This window comes from Billgrantia aerodenitrificans (assembly GCF_021404405.1).
GTDB classification, from domain to species: Bacteria; Pseudomonadota; Gammaproteobacteria; order Pseudomonadales; family Halomonadaceae; genus Halomonas; species Halomonas aerodenitrificans.
The window spans coordinates 327,560-345,482 of record NZ_JABFTV010000006.1 but is presented as its reverse complement, the minus strand read 5'-3'; the positions used below and the strand labels follow the sequence as shown (position 1 = coordinate 345,482).

The following is a 17,923-nucleotide window of genomic DNA, read 5'->3' as shown; positions in this document are numbered from 1 at the left end:
CGCTCCCCACATCCCTGTGGGTCGTCGAGCGCAGTAGATAAACAGGGTTTCCGCTACTCGGCGCTTTCGCCCTTTTTTCCTACCCGTACGGCGAGCACGTCGCACTGGGCGCCGTGCAGTACCCCGGTGGAGGTGGAGCCGAGCAGCAGGGCGAAGCCGTGCCGGCCGTGAGAGCCGACCACGATCAGGTCGACGCTGCGCTCCTCGGCGAAGCGGTGGATCTCGGTATCCGGCATGCCCACCAGGACGTGCTGGTTCTCCTTGGCCACGTGAGGGTCGGCAATTTCAGCCAGGCGCTGCTTGGCATGCTCGTCGAGCTGATCCTGGATGCTGGTCAGATCCATTGGGATGTCGCCACCGTAGGCGAAGCCCAGCGGTTCGAGAGTATGCATGATCGACAGCTTGGCCTGGTTGCGCTCGGCGATCTGCAAGGCGCGCTCGAGCACCTTGTGGGAATCCTTGGTCAGGTCCACGGCGACCAGGATGTGGCGGTACTCATTGCTCATGTCAGACTCCTGCGAAGCGGCAAGATGTGGTTGATATGCCTTAACTCTAGGACGCCTGACGAGTCAAGACAACGACTTGCGTCAAGAAACGGAGATAGAGATGGTCTGGGTAGTAATCGTGGCGGCGCTTTTGCTCATGATCTCGCCGGTGATGTGGCTCAAGCCCAGCGCGAGGCAGCGTCGGCTGGCGCCGCTGCGCAGCGCGGCGAACAAAGCCGGGGTCAAGGTCGTTATGGAGAAGCCGCCGCTGCACGGTATCGGCACGCCCATGCCGGGCTATCGCTGGAGCTATCCCAGCGATGCCCCGGGTCCGCGATTCGTGCTGGTGAGGGCAAGCGAGGCCAGCGACGTGCTCGAGCCCTGCGTGGCCGACTGGCGCTGGCGCATCGAGCCTCTCCGGCCGCTGCCGGAGGCGGCTCGTCGACCTCTCGAGGCGCTGCTGATGCGCCTGCCGCAGGATGCGCTGGTCGTCGAATCCAGCGAGTTCGCCATCACCCTGTGGTGGTGGGAGTCGCAGACGGCCGAGCGCTTCCTCACCTACGTCGAGGATTTCCGGTTGCTGCGTGATGCCCTGGCCGGCTACGCCGATCACCCCGGGGCCCGGCGCGCTTTCGGTGAGAAGTCGCCGGGCAACTGAGCTCAGCCATCGCTCTCTCTGGCCTGGATCGCCAGGCCGTTGTTCTCGATGTGCTCCAACAGGGCGTCGAGCTGCCGGATCTCATCCTCGCTGAGGCCTGCCAGCATTTCGCGCCGCGCCTGATTCACCACATCATCGATCTTCTCCAGCAGCGGCGTTGCCGCTTGCGTCAGAAAGACACGCTTGGTGCGCCGGTCCTGATCGCAGGGGCAGCGTTCAATCAGCCCCTGCTCGGAGAGCTGGTCGAGGGTGCGTACCAGGGAAGGCGCTTCGACGCCTATCGCCCGTGCCAGGTCGCACTGAGGCTGCCCATCGCCTAGCCGCCATAGATGGTACAGCGTGATCCAGCGGGTCTGGGTCAGACCCAGCGGCGCCAGGCGCCGGTCGATGATGGCCCGCCACTGCCGGGGCAGGCGGGACAGCCGGAAGCCGATGTTCTGGTGCATGGGACTCCGCAATAATATCGTTGAATTTGTCGAATTGTCCGGACCCCTTGCGTGTAATGCAACTTGTCTGGCGAAAACGCATAGGGAGCGACATGGCCCGGGCCGCCACTTCATTGCCGACGCAGCTCCGTCCGGTGCGGCTCCTGCCACTGAAGCGACTATGCTGTCAGCCAGTTCCACTGACTTCCATTGACCAAGCGTGCCGGTCGCTACGGCCAACAAAGCATCGCCAGGGGCTTGACGTGCCGGCTGGAGTGGACCAAGCTTTCCCGAATCAAACGGCCGTATGAAATCTGGCACTCCGCCAACGCCAACCTCTGTGTGGAGATTCGTGGATGATCTATCAAGGCAACGCCATCACGGTGGCCCGCGGTACCAACAACGGGGGCGACGATGTCGCCATGCTCACCTTCGATCTGAAGGATGAATCCATCAACAAGCTGTCCAGCGCCGTGATCGCCGAGCTCGACGAAGCCGTCCAGGCGATTCGCGCCGAGAGCGGTCTCAAGGGGCTGGTGATCGGCAGCGCCAAGGAGTCGTTCATCGTCGGTGCCGACATCACCGAATTCCAGAGCATGTTCGGCAAGGGCGCCGAGTTCCTCGAGTCGATGCTGATGAAGGTGCATGACATCTTCAATGCCATCGAAGACCTGCCGTTCCCCACGGTGACCGCGATCAACGGCCTGGCGCTGGGTGGCGGCTGCGAGGTCACGCTGACCACCGATTTCCGGGTGATGGGCGACAAGGCCAAGATCGGCCTGCCCGAGACCAAGCTGGGAATCCTGCCCGGCTGGGGCGGCTGCGTGCGCCTGCCGCGCATGATCGGCTCGGACAATGCCGTCGAGTGGATTGCCGGCGGCACCGAGAATCGCGCCGATGCCGCGCTCAAGGTCGGGGCGGTGGATGCCGTGGTACCGAACGATCAGCTCGAGGCGGCGGCCCTGGACATCCTGGCGCGTGCCAATGCCGGTGAGCTCGACTACCAGGCGCGCCGTGCCGAGAAGACCGGCCCGCTCAAGCTCAACGCCATCGAGCAGATGATGGCCTTCGAGACCGCCAAGGGGTTCGTGGCCGGCAAGGCTGGGCCGCACTACCCCGCGCCCATCGAGGCGATCAAGGCGATCCAGAAGGGCGCCGGCGAGGAGCGGACCCGTGCCCAGGCCATCGAGGCCAAGGCCTTCGCCAAGCTGGCCATGACCGACGTGGCCTTCAACCTGGTCGGCCTGTTCATGAACGATCAGGTGGTCAAGAAGAAGGCCGGCAAGTTCGAGAAGCAGGCCAAGGCAGTCAAGCAGACCGCCGTGCTGGGTGCCGGCATCATGGGCGGCGGCATCGCCTACCAGAGCGCCTCCAAGGGCACGCCGATCCTGATGAAGGACATCAAGGAAGAGGCCGTCGAGCTGGGGCTCAAGGAGTCGCGCAAGCTGTTCGCCAAGCAGGTGGAGCGGAAGAAGCTGACCACCGAGCAGATGGCCGAGAAACTGACCCTGATCCGCCCGACGCTCTCCTACGGCGACTTCGGCCACGTCGACCTGGTCGTCGAGGCGGTGGTGGAGAATCCCAAGGTCAAGGGCGCGGTGCTGAGCGAAGTGGAAGGCCTGGTGAGCGAGGACACCATCCTCACCTCCAACACCTCGACCATCTCGATCACTCGCTTGGCGCAGAACCTCAAGCGTCCCGAGAACTTCTGCGGCATGCACTTCTTCAACCCGGTGCACCGTATGCCGCTGGTCGAAGTCATCCGCGGCGAGAAGACCGGCGACGCCGCCGTGGCCGCAACCGTGGCTTACGCCCGGGCCATGGGCAAGACGCCGATCGTGGTTAACGACTGCCCCGGCTTCCTGGTCAACCGGGTGCTGTTCCCCTACTTCGGCGGCTTCAGCCTGCTGGTGGAGCAGGGCGCCGACTTCCAGCGCGTCGACAAGGTGATGGAGAAGTTCGGCTGGCCCATGGGCCCCGCCTATCTGCTCGACGTGGTGGGCATGGATACCGCGGTGCACGCCAACGAAGTGATGGCGGAGGGCTTCCCGGACCGCATGGCTCGCGACGGCAAGACGGCGATCCAGGTCATGTACGAGAACGAGCGCCTGGGCCAGAAGAACGACAAGGGCTTCTATGCCTACGAGGAGGACCGCAAGGGCAAGCCGAAGAAGGTCAGCGACGACAAGGCCTACGAGCTGGTCAAGCAGGTGGCGGTCGACGAGAAGGAATTCTCCGATGAGGACATCATCGCGCGCATGATGGTGCCGCTTTGCCTGGAGACGGTGCGCTGTCTCGAGGACAACATCGTCGAGACGCCGGCCGAGGCCGACATGGCGCTGATCTACGGCATCGGTTTCCCGCCGTTCCGTGGTGGCGCGCTGCGCTACATCGATGCCATGGGCGTGGCCGAGTTCGTCAAGCTGGCCGATGGCCTGGCCGAGGAGCTGGGGCCGCTCTACGCCCCCACCGACAAGCTGCGCCAGATGGCCGAATCCGGCAAGCGTTTCTATCCCAGCCAGGCCCAGGGCTAATCCACCACGAGCAGGAGGTAAGTTGAAATGAATTTGAATTCGAGAGACATCGTGGTGGTCGACGGCGTCCGTACCGCCATGGCCAAGGCCAAGAACGGCGCCTTCCGCAACGTGCGCGCCGAGAACCTCTCCGCTGCGGTGATGCAGGCACTGTTCGATCGCAATGCCAACCTCGACCCGGCCGAAGTCGACGACGTGATCTGGGGCTGCGTCAACCAGACCCTCGAGCAGTCGATGAACATCGCCCGCAATGCGGCGATCATGACCGGTATTCCGCGTACGGTGCCGGCCCAGACGGTCAACCGCCTGTGCGGCTCCTCGATGACTGCGCTGCACATCGCGGCGGCCAACATCAAGGCCGGCATGGGCGACTTCTACGTCATCGGTGGCGTCGAGCACATGGAGCACGTGCCCATGGCCCACGGCGTCGACGTCAACCCGGCGGCCAGCAAGTATGCCGCCAAGGCCGCCATGATGATGGGCCTGACCGCCGAGCTGCTGGGCAAGATGCACGGCGTCACCCGCGAGGATCAGGACAAGTTCGGCGTGCGTTCGCACCAGCGCGCCGCTGCGGCCAGCGACAAGGGCTTCTTCGACAACGAAATCGTCGGGGTCGAAGGCCACGACGAGCGTGGCTTCCGCCAGCTGGTGAAGCGTGATGAGGTCATCCGCATCGACGCCAGCCTGGAGGACATGGCCAAGCTCAAGCCGGTGTTCGATCCGCGCGGCGGCACGGTGTCTGCAGGCACCTCCTCGGCGCTCTCGGTCGGCGCTTCCGCCATGGCGATCATGAGCTACGAGCGTGCCCGTGCGCTGGGGCTCGAGCCCATTGCCCGGGTGCTCTCCACCGGCGTAGCCGGCTGTGATGCCTCGATCATGGGCTACGGCCCGGTGCCGGCGTCCAAGAAGGCGCTCAAGGCCGCCGGGCTGTCATCCCAGGATATCCAGACCGTCGAGCTCAACGAGGCCTTCGCCGCTCAGGCGATCCCGGTGCTCAAGGACCTGGGCTTCCTCGATGCCATGGATGAAAAGGTCAACCTCAACGGCGGCGCCATCGCCTTGGGTCACCCGCTGGGCTGCTCCGGGTCGCGTATCTGCACCACGCTGCTCAACGTGATGCGCCAGCAGGACACCACCCTGGGACTCGCCACCATGTGTATCGGCATGGGGCAGGGTGTGGCGACCGTTTTCGAACGCCTGAAGTAAACGCCTGAAGCAACGCTTGATGAAGTCAGTACTCCTATGACCGACGGCCCCGTCCGCAAGGACGGGGCCGTCGGCGTTTGTTGCGTCGGCGTTTGTTGCGTCGGCGTTTGTTGCGTTGACGTTTCAGTGTGCGAACAATAAGATTCATTTTGTATACTTCTTTTAATTGCTGCGAGGTGACTCCCGTGGAGCGGCTCAAGAATCTGTTCAAGAAAGCCAAGGCGCAAGACAAGCAGGTCGTTCAGGGCTTCGAGCCTGGCGCACCGACAGGTGCGGAGGTGGATGCCAGCCCTGAAGCAAGTTCCGCCACCGATGCTGACAAGAAGGTCAAGCATGGTCAGCCTGGTACCTGCTGTGGATCATGCAGTAACTGACATCCGTTAACCGCCGCTAGCCACGTCAAACGGGCATGGCTTGGGCATACCCGTTTTTGCACGAGAAAGCCAAGCCTTGGCCGGTGCGCTACAGCACGCCGGCCTCGAGGCCCGCCGCCAGATAGAGACCCAGCTCCTCGACCCGACCGACGAAGCCGTCCTGCCACTCGCCGCGCAGGATCAGCGGCTCCTGCACCCAGCGCCAGCGCAGCCCGGTGACGATGCTTTCCACCGCGCGTCGGGTACCGGTGCCGTCATGGCCGGCGCGAACGTAGAGCGCGCAGGGCAGCCCCTGTTTCTCCTCGAGCACGGGGTAGTAGCTGCGGTCGAAGAAGTCCTTCAGCGCGCCGCTCATGTAGCCGAGGTTCTCGGTGGTGCCGAGCAGAATGGCATCGCAGCTCAGCACGTCGTCCGGGCCGGCCTCGAGCGGGGCCTTGACGGTCACTTCGACGCTATCGATATCCGAGTGCGATGCGCCGTGCTTGGCGGCGTCCCGCAGGCGACGGGTATTGGGCGAGGGCGCGTGGGCCACGATCAGCAGACGTTTCATGTTTGACAGTCTAACGGCTTTTTCCGACGCTGTTTCGGCACCTTCCGTATTCGTCAGGCAGGAGGAAACACGCACATGGCCTTTGCTCTTTCGAACATACAACTGGAAAGTTCCGCCTTCGAGGCCCACGGGGCCATCCCTACCAAGCATACCGGCGAGGGCGACGATGTTTCGCCAGCACTGAGCTGGCGCGATGCTCCCGAGGGTACCAAGGGATACGCGATCGTCTGCCATGATCCCGATGCGCCCCTCGTCCAGCACGGCAGCTACGGCTTCGTGCACTGGCTGCTCTACAACCTGCCGGGTTCGACCACGTCGCTTGGCGAAGGCAGCAGCGACGGCACCCGTGGCAAGAACGATTTCGGCAAGGTCGGTTACGCCGGCCCCATGCCGCCGGAAGGGCACGGCGTGCACCACTACTACTTCTGGGTGCTGGCGCTGGACAAGCCCACCGACCTGCCCGAGGGGCTGGGGCTCGGTGAGCTGCTCAAGCAGCTCGAGCCGCACCTGCTCGGTATGAATCGTTTGATCGGCACCTACCAGCGCGGCTGATCCACGCGACGTTCATGGCAGTCAGGGAGGATTGCGATGTTCGACTGGCTTTTCGAGCACGGAGACGATGTCTCCGTGCTGACCGACATCGGCACGTTGATCGTCTGGGTCGTCTATGCCCAGTTGCTCTACTTCAGCTTTCGCCGTCAACGCCGGCCTCGCCTGTTGATCAATAGGGGCAGGAAGAAGGACATCGATGCGCTGTGCATCATCAGCAACATGAGCGCCGAGCCTGTCTTCATCCAGCACGTCGTGGCGGAACTGGAAACGTCCCATGGCGTGGTGCGCGTCGATGTGACCGATCGAACCGAGAGCTATCAGGATGGCGACGAGAATCGCGACCAAGACGCCTCGAATTCTTCGTCAGAGAACTCTCCCATCGTGCGTGACGGTTCTCACCAAGGTCCGCTGGAACCAGGTGGCTTCGTCCATATCGACAGTTTCGATGCCCTTACCCGGCGCCTGGCGCACGACGGTGGGTTCGAGATGGAAGGCCACCAACCCCAGCAAGGGGTGGTGTTTCACTCGCTCACCGTGCGCATCATCTGCATCTATGGTTCCGAAGATCTGCCGATCGGCGCCGAGCGATGCTTCGAGTTCATCGACCGTCAGCCGGGTTGCGGTCTGGTGCCGGCGACCTGGGATACCAAGCGGCTGGCATCGTGGTGGCAGCGAAGACGCCTATGCCGGGAAATCATTCAGTTGAACGACAAGGATGATCTTTCCACCCTGCGCACATCCCGCCCCTGACGACAGTCAGTGGAAGGCTCGCAGTGAAATGTTCTGCTCGATCCGCGCTTACGGTTAATTTTCTTTGCGCAATAGGCGGATACAAACTCGCTTTGCATGCAAACGTTTCCAGGTCTAGGTTGGATCATTACCAGTCCGGATGACTGGCGTTTCGCTTGGATCAAGGAGGAGCATGCGATGAAAAAAGATGTCCAGGACCTGTTTCCGACTCGATTGGAACGCAAGCTGGGAATGTTCGAGCGTATCGACCCGGTGGTATTCACCGATGAGGCGGAGCGTAGCAATGGGCCGCTGAGCGAGGCGCAGGTTCGCGAGTACGAGGAGAAGGGGTTCCTGTCGTTCGAGGGTTTTTTCGACCGCGAAGAGATGGAAGCCTTCATACAGGAACTGCGCGAATACGAGCAGGACGAGGACCTCAAGCTCTCAGAGGGCACCATTCTGGAGCCAGGCCGGGAGGAGATCCGCTCGATCTTCGGCATTCATGAAATCTCGGAGCGCTTCAGCCGCCTGACGCGGGATCCGCGACTGCTGGCGATGGTCGAGCAGCTGCTCGGCAGGGGCATATACATTCACCAGTCGCGAATCAACTACAAGCCCGGCTTCAAGGGCAAGGGCTTCGATTGGCACTCCGACTTCGAGACGTGGCACAGCGAGGATGGCATGCCTCGCATGCGTTCGCTGAGCTGTTCGATCATCCTTACCGACAACGGTGAGTTCAATGGGCCATTGATGCTGATTCCGGGCTCTCACCGCTATTTCGTGCCCTGCGTAGGACGCACGCCAACGGATAACTACAAGGAGTCGCTGAAGAGCCAGGATGTCGGGGTGCCCGACAATGCCAGCCTGCGTGAACTGATGCTCAAGGGTGATATCGAGGCGCCCAAGGGCCCGGCGGGTACGCTGGTGATGTTCGAGTGCAATACCATGCACGGCTCCAACATCAACATGTCGTGCTGGCCGCGCAGCAATCTTTTCTTCGTCTACAACAGCGTCGAGAACGGGCTGATGAATCCGTTCTGCGGCAACCGTCCGCGCCCCGAGTTCCTGGCCAATCGCAGCGACTGGAATCCGCTGAAACCGGTTGGCTGAGCCGCGCCCGCCCTGGGCACACCGCAGATATCGCTCGCATGCGCCATGCCATTCGCCCCGCTTGCGGGGCGAATGCATCAGCATAGCGCCTTGACGCGCAGGCGAACGTAATCGGCCGTCCAGTTGCCATGGCTGTCGCGCAGGTTCGGCGCCAGCAGGGCCAGGGCATCGTTGAGTATCGCATCGCGCAAGTATTCGTCCAGGCCGTGGAGGAAGGGGGCAGCAAAGGTATCGAGCCAGCCGGTCATGCCCGTTGGCAGGCGTGTAGGGCGTGGAATCAGCTCGATGCTCTCGATCGTGAAGCCTACCGCTTCCAGCATTTCGGCGTACTCTTCCACGGTGGGAAAAAACCAGGGAAAACGGGCTCTGCCGCTTATTCCCCGCGCCTGTAGTGCCGCCAGCATGGCGGTGCAGATGGCTGCCACATTGCCATGGCCGCCAAACTCGGCGACGAATCGCCCATTCGGCTTCAGCGCACGGTGGAGGCTGGCCAGGACGGCCTCGTGATTGAGCATCCAGTGCAGGGCGGCGTTGCTGAATACCGCATCGAACTCATGTTCGAAGGGCAGGTTGTGGGCATCCATGACACGAGCGTCGAGGCCTCGCGCCTTGGCGGCGGCGACCATGTCGGGGGATGAGTCGATGCCGACTACGGTGGCGCCCGCTTTCACCAACGTCTCGGTCAGGGCGCCGTCGCCGCAGCCCACATCGAGGATGCGCTCGCCGGGGCGGGGGGCAAGCAGTTTCGCCACCTCGCCGCCCAGGGCGGAGACGAAGTCGGCATTATGCATGTAGGCGGCAGCGTTCCATTGCTGGCCTGGGGCGTTATGTGGAACTTCGGTCATGGTATGCCCCCTCTCTGGTCTTGAGCCTCATTCTCATCCTACTCCATCCCGAGGTTTTCGGCACCGGCAGCCATGCGCTGCCCACGGCTGCACGGAGCGTCACAAGGACAGCTCTCCCCGGGCTGCCAGCTCCTGTGGCAGGAGGGCCGCATAGACGGCGGCATGAATCGGTGTTTCGACGCCAACCGCTCGGCCCAGGCGCACCACCGCACCATTCTGAGACTCCAGCTCGGATGGTTCACCGGCCAGGATGTCACGCTGCATGGAAGAGGTGCTGTCTGCCGGCATGGCATCGATGAACTGCATGGCGCGCGCCACGGCATTGGCGGGGAAGGCAACGCCGTGGCCCTGGGCCACCTGATGAATCTCTTCGAGCATGCGTTCTATCAAGGCGCGTGTTTCGGGCAACTGCCGTGTAATGCCGATGGGAGCCCGGCACAGGCTGCCGATACCGCTCATGGCGCAGATGAAGAGAAACTTGCTCCATTGCGCGACGACGATGTCGTCGGGTATCTCCGCACTGACGCCATGCGCCTTGTCGAATACTGCCTTGAGACGAGCCGTACGCTCGCTGGTGTGATTGTCGCGCTCGCCGAAGCGCACGAAGGGATCTACGCCGGCATGGCGAATGTGTCCCGGTGCTTCGCGCCAGGCCAGGATGCCGCACAGTCCTTCGAGGACCGGTGTCTCGCCGAGTACCTCGGTCAGGATGTCGGCGGCCTCGACGCCGTTTTCCAGCGGCAGGACCAGGGTGTCGGGCCCGACCAGCGGACGGATGGCTTCCGCTGCCTCGCGTACCTGCCACGCCTTGACGGCCACGATTACGCAATCCACCTCTCCCAGCGTGGCAGGATCGTCGGTGGCCTTGACCGGCTTCACCACGATATCGCCCTTGATGCTGCTCACGTGAAGTCCGTCGTGCTGCATGGCGGCCAGATGTCGACCGCGGGCAATGAAAGTGACGTCCTCGCCGGCTTCGGCCAGGCGTGCACCGAAATAGCCGCCGACACCGCCGCTACCCATGATGGCGAACTTCATGCTGTCTCCTTTCCCTTGCAGGTGTAACGAATTGCGGGTGTTACTCGGAGCATAGCGGCAAAGCAGCGATTGGGTGATCTCCAGGCTGCGTCGGCGGGGCTTGCCCTGGATCATGAGCGCCCGTCGTGGCGCTGCACAGGCTGAAGCAAATGAGGCAGACTGAAAACATCGACCAGCCGAAGACAGGCGCCACATGAACGACACTCAACCCAGTAGCGCGGCCAGTGACGAGACTGGCGGAGAAACGGGATTGCCCCTGGCGCTGTGTCGCGTGGCGATCGACACCTATCGCGAAAACGTCGCCTACCTGCACCGCGAGTGCGACCTGTACCGCGCCGAGGGGTTTCAGGCGCTTTCCAAGGTGGAGGTTCGTGCCAATGGCAAGCGGATACTGGCCACGCTGAACGTGGTGGATGACGTGGCCATCGTAGGCCATACCCAGCTCGGCCTTTCCGAGGATGCCTTCGCCCTGCTCGGGGTGGCGGAGGGACATCCGGTCAGCGTCTCGCAGGCAGAGCCACCCGCATCGATCCCGGCCCTGCGGCGCAAGATCGCCGGCGAGCGCCTGACGCGACAGGATTTCCGCGAGATCGTGCAGGACATTGCCGAGCTGCGTTATTCGAAGATCGAACTGACGGCCTTCGTGGTGGCCTGCGAACTGGGCGAGCTGGATCGCGAGGAAGTCTTCTATCTCAGCGACGCCATGGGCAGGGTGGGGCGACGGCTCGACTGGCACGAGCATCCGGTGGTGGACAAGCACTGCATCGGCGGGATACCCGGTAACCGCACCTCCATGCTGGTGGTGCCCATCGTGGCCGCTCATGGGTTGCTGTGTCCCAAAACCTCGTCGCGGGCGATCACTTCGCCATCCGGCACCGCCGATACCATGGAGGTCCTGGCCAAGGTCGAAGTCCCGTTCGACGAGCTGGGTGAGTTAGTGCGTACTCACCGCGGCTGCGTGGCCTGGGGCGGCACCAGCGAGCTGTCGCCGGCCGACGACGTGCTGATCGCGGTGGAGCGTCCGCTCTCCATCGATTCGCCGGGGCAGATGGTGGCCTCAATTCTGTCCAAGAAGATCGCGGCGGGCTCCACCCACCTGCTGCTCGACATCCCGGTAGGGCCGCATGCCAAGGTGCGCAGCATGCCCGAGGCGCGTCGATTGCGTAAGCTGTTCGAGTTCGTGGCGGGGCGCATGGGGCTGGTACTCAACGTGGTGATCACCGACGGCAGCCAGCCGATCGGGCACGGCATCGGCCCGGTGCTGGAAGCCCGCGACGTGATGCGAGTACTCACCAACCATCCCGACGCGCCCATGGACCTGCGTCAGAAATCGCTGCGTCTGGCGGGGAGAATGCTGGAGTTCGATCCCGACATCCGCGGCGGAGACGGCTTCGGTATCGCCCGCGACATTCTCGATTCCGGCCGTGCTCTGGAGAAGATGCAGGCGATCATTCGGGCTCAAGGCGAGAAACCCTTCGATCTCGACCATCTAGAGCTGGCGCCGCACCGCTTCGAAGTACTCGCGCCCCGGGCAGGTGTCGTCATTGGCATCGACAATCTTCGTCTGGCCAGGATCGCGCGTCTGGCCGGCGCGCCCAAGGCCAGGGGCGCGGGGGTCGATCTGCTGGCCCGTATCGGCGATCGTGTAGAAAAGGACCAGCCGCTCTATCGGGTCCATGCGGCCTATCGCAGCGAACATGGCTTCGCTCTTCAGTGCAGTGAGCAGGACAGTGGCTTCGATATCGGCCAACCTGACGAGATACAACGCCTGAACGTGGAGTTCTGATGCAAGTGAGTCTGCTCTATTTCGACGAAGAATCTCCCCCCGCCCAGCGCTTGGCAGCGGCGGTCGGCATCGAAGCGCTGCGCATGGAACGCCACCGCTTTCCCGATGAGGAGCTGTGTTTGCGCCTGCCGGATATCGAGCTGCCTGAATGTCTGGTCGTCTATCGCAGCCTGGACCGACCCAACGAGAAGCTGGTCGAGCTGATGCTGCTGGCTCGCCACGCGCGTGAGCGAGGCGTCAGGCGCCTGGTGCTGGTAGCTCCCTATCTGGCCTACATGCGCCAGGACATCGCCTTCCGCCCGGGCGAACTGGTCAGTCAGCGGTTGGTCGGCGGCTTTCTTGCCGAGCTGTTCGACGCGCTGATCACCGTCGACCCGCACCTGCACCGTATCGAGCGCCTCGAGCAGGCGGTGCCGCTGCGCCAGGCCGTTGCGCTCTCTGCGGCGCCAGCGCTGGCCGAGGCCATCGTCGAACGACGCCGCGATGCGCTGCTGCTGGGGCCCGACGCAGAGTCGGCGCAGTGGGTGGAAAGTGCCGCACGTGCAACGGGGCTGGCGTACGGCGTGTGCACCAAGCAGCGCCATGGCGACCGTGAGGTCGAGATTGCGCTGCCGGAGCTGGCCCTTGCCGGTCGTCGCGTCGTGCTGCTGGACGACATTGCCAGCTCGGGGCGTACCCTGGCCCAGGCGGCGAGACGAGTGCTGGCCGCCGGTGCTGCCGGCGTGGACGTGGCCGTGACGCACGCTCTGTTTGCCGGCGACGCGCTGAGTGTGATTCGTCAGGCCGGGGTGGAAGAGGTCTGGAGCACCGACAGCATTCCCCACCAGAGCAATGCCGTGCTCCTGGCACCGGCGCTGGCAGCGGCCCTCGGGCCGCTGCTCGATGTGGCGTGACGTGGTGCCTGGCGGCCCTGGCGCGCCGGGGCTAGCCATGGGCCGCACAACAGCGTAAAAAACGCAGCAATCCAAGCCAGTGAGAGAGGATGCAATGCCAAGTTCCAGACTGACGGGTGCACTGACGCTACTGCTGTTCCTGTATGGGTGCGCCGGTCCCTCTCGGGCGCCCGCCCCGCAGGAGGCTCCGTCTCCCGAGCAGGTCGAGCCGGCCACCACGCCGCCGCCCGCGGCAGTGAGCGGCACCACGCGGGAAGACCGCTTTTGGGTTCCCCCGCACTTTGCTTCGCAAGACGATGAGATCCACTACTACATCAGCCGTCTGGCCGACAGGCGTTTCATCGACGTGTATGGCGGCGAAGAGCACCCGCGGGTGTGGTACATCGCCGCGGAGCGGCTGGGCCAGATCGGCGAGCCCGCGGTGCCGATGCTGTATGCGCTGATCGACACCCGCAACCAGTACGAACTGATGCTGGTGCTCTATGCGCTGCAGCTGGCGACCCAGGATCCGCAGCTCATGGCCCAGACCGGCGGGGACTACGTGCGCCTGAGCGAAACGCTCAGCGAGAGCGCCAATGCCGACAACCGTGAGATCGCCCAGGCGTGGTGGGAGCGCCATGGCTGGCGCTGGCAATGATGATGCAGCGCGAGTGCCGGGTGGCATCGGTGACCGAGACTGCCTGCGCCGAGGTGTGTTGACGGGCAGTCTTTCACGGCATCTGCTAAGGTCACCGCAACGCCGGGCATGCCTTGCCAAAAGGAGAGCGTTTCAGATGGACCATTACATGCAAGCGGCAATCGATGAGGCCCGCAATGGGCTGGCCGAAGGTGGCATTCCCATCGGCTCGGTGCTGGTGCACCAGGGCGAGATCATCGGGCGTGGGCACAACCGCCGAGTGCAGGCGGGCAGTACGGTGCTGCATGGTGAGATGGATGCGCTGGAGAATGCCGGCAGGCTGCCGGCATCGGTCTATCGCAACTGCACGCTCTACACGACGCTCTCCCCCTGCCCCATGTGCAGCGGGGCGATCCTGCTGTATGGCATACCCCGCGTGGTGATCGGCGAGAATCGCACGTTCCTTGGTGAAGAAGAGCTGCTGCGTTCTCGCGGCGTGGCGGTCGAAGTGCTGCAGCTCGAAGAGTGCATCGAGCTGATGACGCACTTCATCGAGGCGTCTCCCGAACTGTGGAACGAGGATATCGGCGAGTAGGCGCGTCGCTGTCATGAAACTGTCACACAGGATGGTTACCGTTCGCCAGCAGTCACCTGGGTGTCACGCATCCGTCATATTTCCTGCAGAGAGTAAGTGGCCCTTTCATGTCGAAACCACCTCCTTCTTCCAGCGGAACGCAACGTGCAGCACTGGCTCGTGAACCGGTTCGTGAAGTGCCGGCCTGGATGCGCGGCATCTATGCCGGCCTTTGTCTCTATCTCTTTCTGGCGGCCCTGAACGTCCTTGGCGCGGGCCTCGGTACCTTCGGCCGTGCCAGCGACTTTCTGACCCAGCTCTTCGCCTACGGGGAGAACCCCTTCATCGCGCTGCTGGCCGGCGTGCTGGTCACCATGATCGTGCAGAGCTCCTCGTTCACCTCGGCGCTGATCGTGACGCTGGTGGCGAGCGGCGAGATGACGCTCGGCACCGCAGTCTTCGCCATCATGGGCGCCAACATCGGTACCGCGGTGACCGGGGTGATCGTGGCGCTGGCCAACATGCGCATCAAGCGCAACTTCCGGCGCTCCTTCACGGCGGCGCTGATGCACGACTTCTTCAACATTCTCACCGTGCTGGTGGTCTTTCCGCTGGAGTTCGTCAGCGGCCTGTTTCACGAGGCGGGGCGCGGTATCTTCTCGCGGCTGGCGGGCTGGCTGGCCGACCTCATTGGCCTCGACGAGGTGGCACGGCCCAACAGCCCGATCAAGGTCATTACCCAGCCGGTCGTGGATCTCTTCAACCTGATCGGCGGCTGGCTGACACCCACGCCGGCCGCTCAGGGGCTGCTGGTGGCCGGGCTGGGGCTGCTGCTGATGTTCATCGCCCTGATCTTCATGGTGCAGAATCTGCGCGGTGCGCTGCTGCGGCACATGGACGGTCTGTTCCGCACCTACTTCTTTCGCAGCGACCTGCGCGCCTATGGCGTCGGTCTGGTCTCCACCGTGCTGGTGCAGTCGAGCACCATCACCAGTAGCCTGATGGTGCCCCTGGCCGGCGCCGGTGTGGTGCGGCTGCGTCGGGTGCTGCCGTTCATGATGGGGGCCAATCTGGGCACGACCGTGACCAGCGTACTGGCAGCCACCGCCAACCCGGTGGCAGCGGCCATGACCGTGGCGCTGTTCCATGTCATCTTCAATCTGACCGGCACCGCCATCTGGTGGCCGCTGCGCTATATTCCGCTCAAGGTGGCCACCTGGTACGGCAAGCTGGCGGCTCGCCAGACCCGCTATGCCTTCATTTTCCTGATTGGCGTGTTCCTGGTGATCCCCCTGCTGGGAATCGGTGCCGTCGAACTGTTCACGAGCCTGCGCTGAGCGCGGTATTTCAGGAGTTTCCTCGATGTTTCGTCAGCTATTCAGCGCCTTGACCTCAGAAAACACCATCAATCTCGCCTTTGAGGATCTCACCCAGATGCTGCGCGACGGCGCCTGGATGTTCGACCGAGCCAACGAGGTGCTGCACAGCACGGTGCCCGCCGATGAAGTGCGCCAGCCGCTCTACGAGCGCGACCGCAGCATCAATGAACTCGAACGCTCCATTCGACGCAAGGTGCTGCGCCACCTGACGGTCAACCCGGGCCACGACGTGGCGATCTGCCTGGCCTTGATGAGTGTGGCCAAGGACGCCGAGCGGATCGGCGACTACTGCAAGAACGTTTTCGAGGTCGGACATTTCTACCGCGAAGGCTTCCACGTCACCAAGTACCAGGAGCCGCTGGACCGCATCGCCGCCCAGGTGGCGGAGATGTTCGGCATGGTCATCAAGTCGGCGCAGAAATCCGACGAGGCCAGCGCACGCAAGGCACTGGCGCTGGCTCGCGAGGTACGCCCGCACTGCGACCGACTGATCGAGGAGCTGTTCCGCGACGAGGACCGGGTGGAGTTCCACGAGGCCGTGGCCTACTCGCTGCTGGCGCGCCACTACAAGCGCGTGGCGGCCCATCTGGCCAATATTGCCACCGCGGCTCTCGGTCGCCTCGAAGACCTCGACTTCTACTCCGACGAGGACGAATCCGAGGCTTGAGTTGTCAGGCAGGCGGGCAGGCTGTCGCGCAGTGAGCGCGGCACGATACCCAGGTCGGCGAAGGTGCCAACGTCTTCACCGACCGTATTGTCTTCGCTCATCATGAAGACCTGATCGCGGGTCAGCGGGGAGCCGGGCAGCGGCGCTGCCAGCAGGGCGGCCATGTGCCATAGCGGGAAGGGAATGGCCAGCAGCGGGCGTTCGCGCTCCAGCTGTGCCTGCAGCAGGTTCACCGCGTCGCGATAGGGCAGCACGTCCGGGCCGCCCAGCTCGAACAGGCGGCGCTCGGGAGGATTGGCCCCCAGCAGCCTGGCGATGGCTCGGGCGACGTCTACTACGTGCACCGGCTGCAGGCGGGTTTGGCCTTGCCCGAACAGCGGTATTACCGGTAGCCGCGTCAAGCCCGCCAGGCGCGTGATGAAGGCGTCGCCGACGCCGAACATCACGCTGGGGCGCACGATCACCGCCTTGGGGTATTCTTCGATCACCTTCGCCTCCCCGCGTCCTCGTGCCCCGACATAGCGAGAACGCGCCGACGGACTTGCGCCGATGCCGGAGAGCTGGATGAAGGTCTTCACACCAGCCACCCGGGCCAGGCGCGCCATTCGGCCGGCACCCTCGACATGGATGTCGTCGAAGCTCAGCCCGGCGCTCTCCACATAGAGGCTCACGGCATTGACCACGCCGCTGGCGCCTTCGAGCGCCCGCCCGACATCGGCTTCGCTACGGACATCGGTCACCATTGGCTCCAGCGGATCGCCGGGCTCGGCCCAGTCAGGCAGCGTCGGGTGACGGGCCGCGATACGCACGGAGTGCCCTGCTTCGAACAATTCGCGAACGATCCGAGTGCCCAGAAAGCCGGTCCCGCCGAACACTGTGATCGGGGCCTTTGTCATGTCTTCTCCATCTCATCGTTTAGCGCCTGAACCGTCTTGCCGAGGCAAGCCTCACTGGATGGGCAGGGCTCCGTTCTCCTTGATCGTACGGATCGAGAAGCTGCTGTCCACGGCACTCACCGCCGTCAACTGACGAAAGTGCCTTAACCAGCGCTCGAAGGCATCGATATCGGTGGTGATGACCTGCAGCAGGTAATCGAAGTGGCCGGAAACGCTATGGCATTGGATCACTTCCGGCATGTCGCGAACGGCGTGCTCGAAGTGTTCGACCTGTTCCCTCTGGTGCTGGTCGAGGCGCACCTGGACGAAGCTGGTTACCATCAGGTCGAGAAGGGTTTTGTCCAGTTCGGCGCGATAACGCGTGATCAGTCCTGCCTGCTCGAGCCTGCGGATTCGGCGAGCGCACGGAGAAGGAGAGAGGTTCACCAGCTCTGCCAGTTCGGCTGTGGTCAGACGGGCGTCCTGCTGCAGAGCTTCGAGCAGCATGCGGTCGATGCGGTCGAGTTTGAGGTTACGCATGGGTTGCCTCGTCAATGTGGCGTTCAGTGGTTCCTTGGCCGATACCGCTAACCATCATTGCAAGTCTGGCGAATGCGGCCCGTGCTC

20 protein-coding genes are annotated in these 17,923 nt (G+C 63.7%); 13 read left to right on the top strand and 7 right to left on the bottom strand.

Translation table 11 applies throughout. The features are described from left to right. Positions 1–53: 53 nt before the first annotated feature. Positions 54–506 (bottom strand): universal stress protein, encoded by a 453-nt coding sequence (locus tag HOP59_RS13660; RefSeq protein WP_010627703.1) that lies wholly within the window; start codon positions 504–506, stop codon positions 54–56. A 100-nt stretch (positions 507–606) separates the two neighbouring features. Between HOP59_RS13660 and HOP59_RS13655 the strand changes: the two genes are divergently transcribed. Further along, positions 607–1,143 (top strand): hypothetical protein, encoded by a 537-nt coding sequence (locus HOP59_RS13655; RefSeq protein WP_010627704.1) that lies wholly within the window; start codon positions 607–609, stop codon positions 1,141–1,143. Positions 1,144–1,145: 2 nt separating this feature from the next. Here the strand turns inward: HOP59_RS13655 and slyA are convergent, their stop codons facing one another. Then, positions 1,146–1,589 carry a transcriptional regulator SlyA gene (slyA, locus tag HOP59_RS13650; RefSeq protein WP_010627705.1) on the bottom strand — a complete coding sequence of 148 codons (444 nt, stop codon included), beginning with the start codon at positions 1,587–1,589 and terminating at the stop codon, positions 1,146–1,148. A 335-nt stretch (positions 1,590–1,924) separates the two neighbouring features. On the opposite strand from slyA, the gene fadB reads away from it, so the two are divergent. The 3 genes from fadB to HOP59_RS13635 all read left to right on the top strand — a co-directional run bounded on the left by fadB (position 1,925) and on the right by HOP59_RS13635 (position 5,682). Further along, positions 1,925–4,102: a fatty acid oxidation complex subunit alpha FadB gene (gene fadB / locus HOP59_RS13645; RefSeq protein ID WP_234254286.1), complete on the top strand. Its 2,178-nt coding sequence runs from the start codon at positions 1,925–1,927 to the stop codon at positions 4,100–4,102. Positions 4,103–4,129: 27 nt separating this feature from the next. Continuing rightward, positions 4,130–5,308 carry an acetyl-CoA C-acyltransferase FadA gene (gene fadA, locus HOP59_RS13640; RefSeq protein WP_234254285.1) on the top strand — a complete coding sequence of 393 codons (1,179 nt, stop codon included), beginning with the start codon at positions 4,130–4,132 and terminating at the stop codon, positions 5,306–5,308. Positions 5,309–5,493: 185 nt separating this feature from the next. Then, positions 5,494–5,682, top strand: a complete 189-nt coding sequence (locus tag HOP59_RS13635) for a CCGSCS motif protein (RefSeq protein ID WP_234254284.1) — start codon at positions 5,494–5,496, stop codon at positions 5,680–5,682. An 88-nt stretch (positions 5,683–5,770) separates the two neighbouring features. On the opposite strand, the gene HOP59_RS13630 is transcribed toward HOP59_RS13635, so the two are convergent. Next, the gene (locus HOP59_RS13630; protein ID WP_234254283.1) at positions 5,771–6,232 is read right to left on the bottom strand and encodes a flavodoxin family protein; all 462 of its coding nucleotides are present in this window, start codon (positions 6,230–6,232) and stop codon (positions 5,771–5,773) included. Positions 6,233–6,307: 75 nt separating this feature from the next. Here HOP59_RS13630 and HOP59_RS13625 point away from each other — a divergent pair, with 75 nt between their 5' ends. From HOP59_RS13625 to thpD, 3 genes are all read left to right on the top strand, one after another. Beyond that, entirely contained in the window at positions 6,308–6,784 is a 477-nt protein-coding gene (locus HOP59_RS13625; protein WP_234254282.1) for a YbhB/YbcL family Raf kinase inhibitor-like protein, read from the top strand. A gap of 36 nt (positions 6,785–6,820) precedes the next feature. Further along, on the top strand, positions 6,821–7,534 hold the full coding sequence (locus HOP59_RS13620; RefSeq protein WP_234254281.1) for a hypothetical protein: 714 nt from the start codon (positions 6,821–6,823) through the stop codon (positions 7,532–7,534). A 177-nt stretch (positions 7,535–7,711) separates the two neighbouring features. Beyond that, positions 7,712–8,623: an ectoine hydroxylase gene (thpD, locus tag HOP59_RS13615; RefSeq protein ID WP_010627711.1), complete on the top strand. Its 912-nt coding sequence runs from the start codon at positions 7,712–7,714 to the stop codon at positions 8,621–8,623. 77 nt (positions 8,624–8,700) lie between these two features. Here the strand turns inward: thpD and HOP59_RS13610 are convergent, their stop codons facing one another. Together HOP59_RS13610 and HOP59_RS13605 are read right to left on the bottom strand one after the other, a co-directional pair. Continuing rightward, complete coding sequence (locus HOP59_RS13610; protein WP_026038033.1) at positions 8,701–9,468, bottom strand: class I SAM-dependent methyltransferase; 768 nt, start codon at positions 9,466–9,468, stop codon at positions 8,701–8,703. A gap of 99 nt (positions 9,469–9,567) precedes the next feature. Continuing rightward, positions 9,568–10,506, bottom strand: coding sequence for a 2-dehydropantoate 2-reductase (locus HOP59_RS13605; RefSeq protein ID WP_010627713.1), 939 nt, complete (start codon positions 10,504–10,506; stop codon positions 9,568–9,570). Positions 10,507–10,699: 193 nt separating this feature from the next. On the opposite strand from HOP59_RS13605, the gene HOP59_RS13600 reads away from it, so the two are divergent. The 6 genes from HOP59_RS13600 (at position 10,700) to HOP59_RS13575 (ending at position 16,421) form a co-directional block, all read left to right on the top strand. After that, positions 10,700–12,292, top strand: coding sequence for a thymidine phosphorylase family protein (locus HOP59_RS13600; protein ID WP_234254280.1), 1,593 nt, complete (start codon positions 10,700–10,702; stop codon positions 12,290–12,292). Then, positions 12,292–13,185: a ribose-phosphate diphosphokinase gene (locus HOP59_RS13595; protein ID WP_234254279.1), complete on the top strand. Its 894-nt coding sequence runs from the start codon at positions 12,292–12,294 to the stop codon at positions 13,183–13,185. The genes HOP59_RS13600 and HOP59_RS13595 overlap by 1 nt, the downstream gene beginning before the upstream one ends. A gap of 94 nt (positions 13,186–13,279) precedes the next feature. Then, positions 13,280–13,822 carry a hypothetical protein gene (locus tag HOP59_RS13590; protein WP_234254278.1) on the top strand — a complete coding sequence of 181 codons (543 nt, stop codon included), beginning with the start codon at positions 13,280–13,282 and terminating at the stop codon, positions 13,820–13,822. A gap of 136 nt (positions 13,823–13,958) precedes the next feature. Continuing rightward, complete coding sequence (locus HOP59_RS13585; RefSeq protein ID WP_086510740.1) at positions 13,959–14,396, top strand: nucleoside deaminase; 438 nt, start codon at positions 13,959–13,961, stop codon at positions 14,394–14,396. Positions 14,397–14,503: 107 nt separating this feature from the next. Continuing rightward, positions 14,504–15,712 (top strand): sodium:phosphate symporter, encoded by a 1,209-nt coding sequence (locus tag HOP59_RS13580; protein ID WP_026038035.1) that lies wholly within the window; start codon positions 14,504–14,506, stop codon positions 15,710–15,712. A gap of 25 nt (positions 15,713–15,737) precedes the next feature. Further along, positions 15,738–16,421 carry a phosphate signaling complex PhoU family protein gene (locus HOP59_RS13575; RefSeq protein WP_010627719.1) on the top strand — a complete coding sequence of 228 codons (684 nt, stop codon included), beginning with the start codon at positions 15,738–15,740 and terminating at the stop codon, positions 16,419–16,421. Here HOP59_RS13575 and HOP59_RS13570 read toward each other — a convergent pair. After that, positions 16,391–17,317 carry a complex I NDUFA9 subunit family protein gene (locus HOP59_RS13570; protein ID WP_234254277.1) on the bottom strand — a complete coding sequence of 309 codons (927 nt, stop codon included), beginning with the start codon at positions 17,315–17,317 and terminating at the stop codon, positions 16,391–16,393. The genes HOP59_RS13575 and HOP59_RS13570 overlap by 31 nt on opposite strands. Before the next feature lie 51 nt (positions 17,318–17,368). Continuing rightward, on the bottom strand, positions 17,369–17,836 hold the full coding sequence (locus HOP59_RS13565) for an Lrp/AsnC family transcriptional regulator (RefSeq protein WP_234254276.1): 468 nt from the start codon (positions 17,834–17,836) through the stop codon (positions 17,369–17,371). Positions 17,837–17,923: the final 87 nt, after the last annotated feature.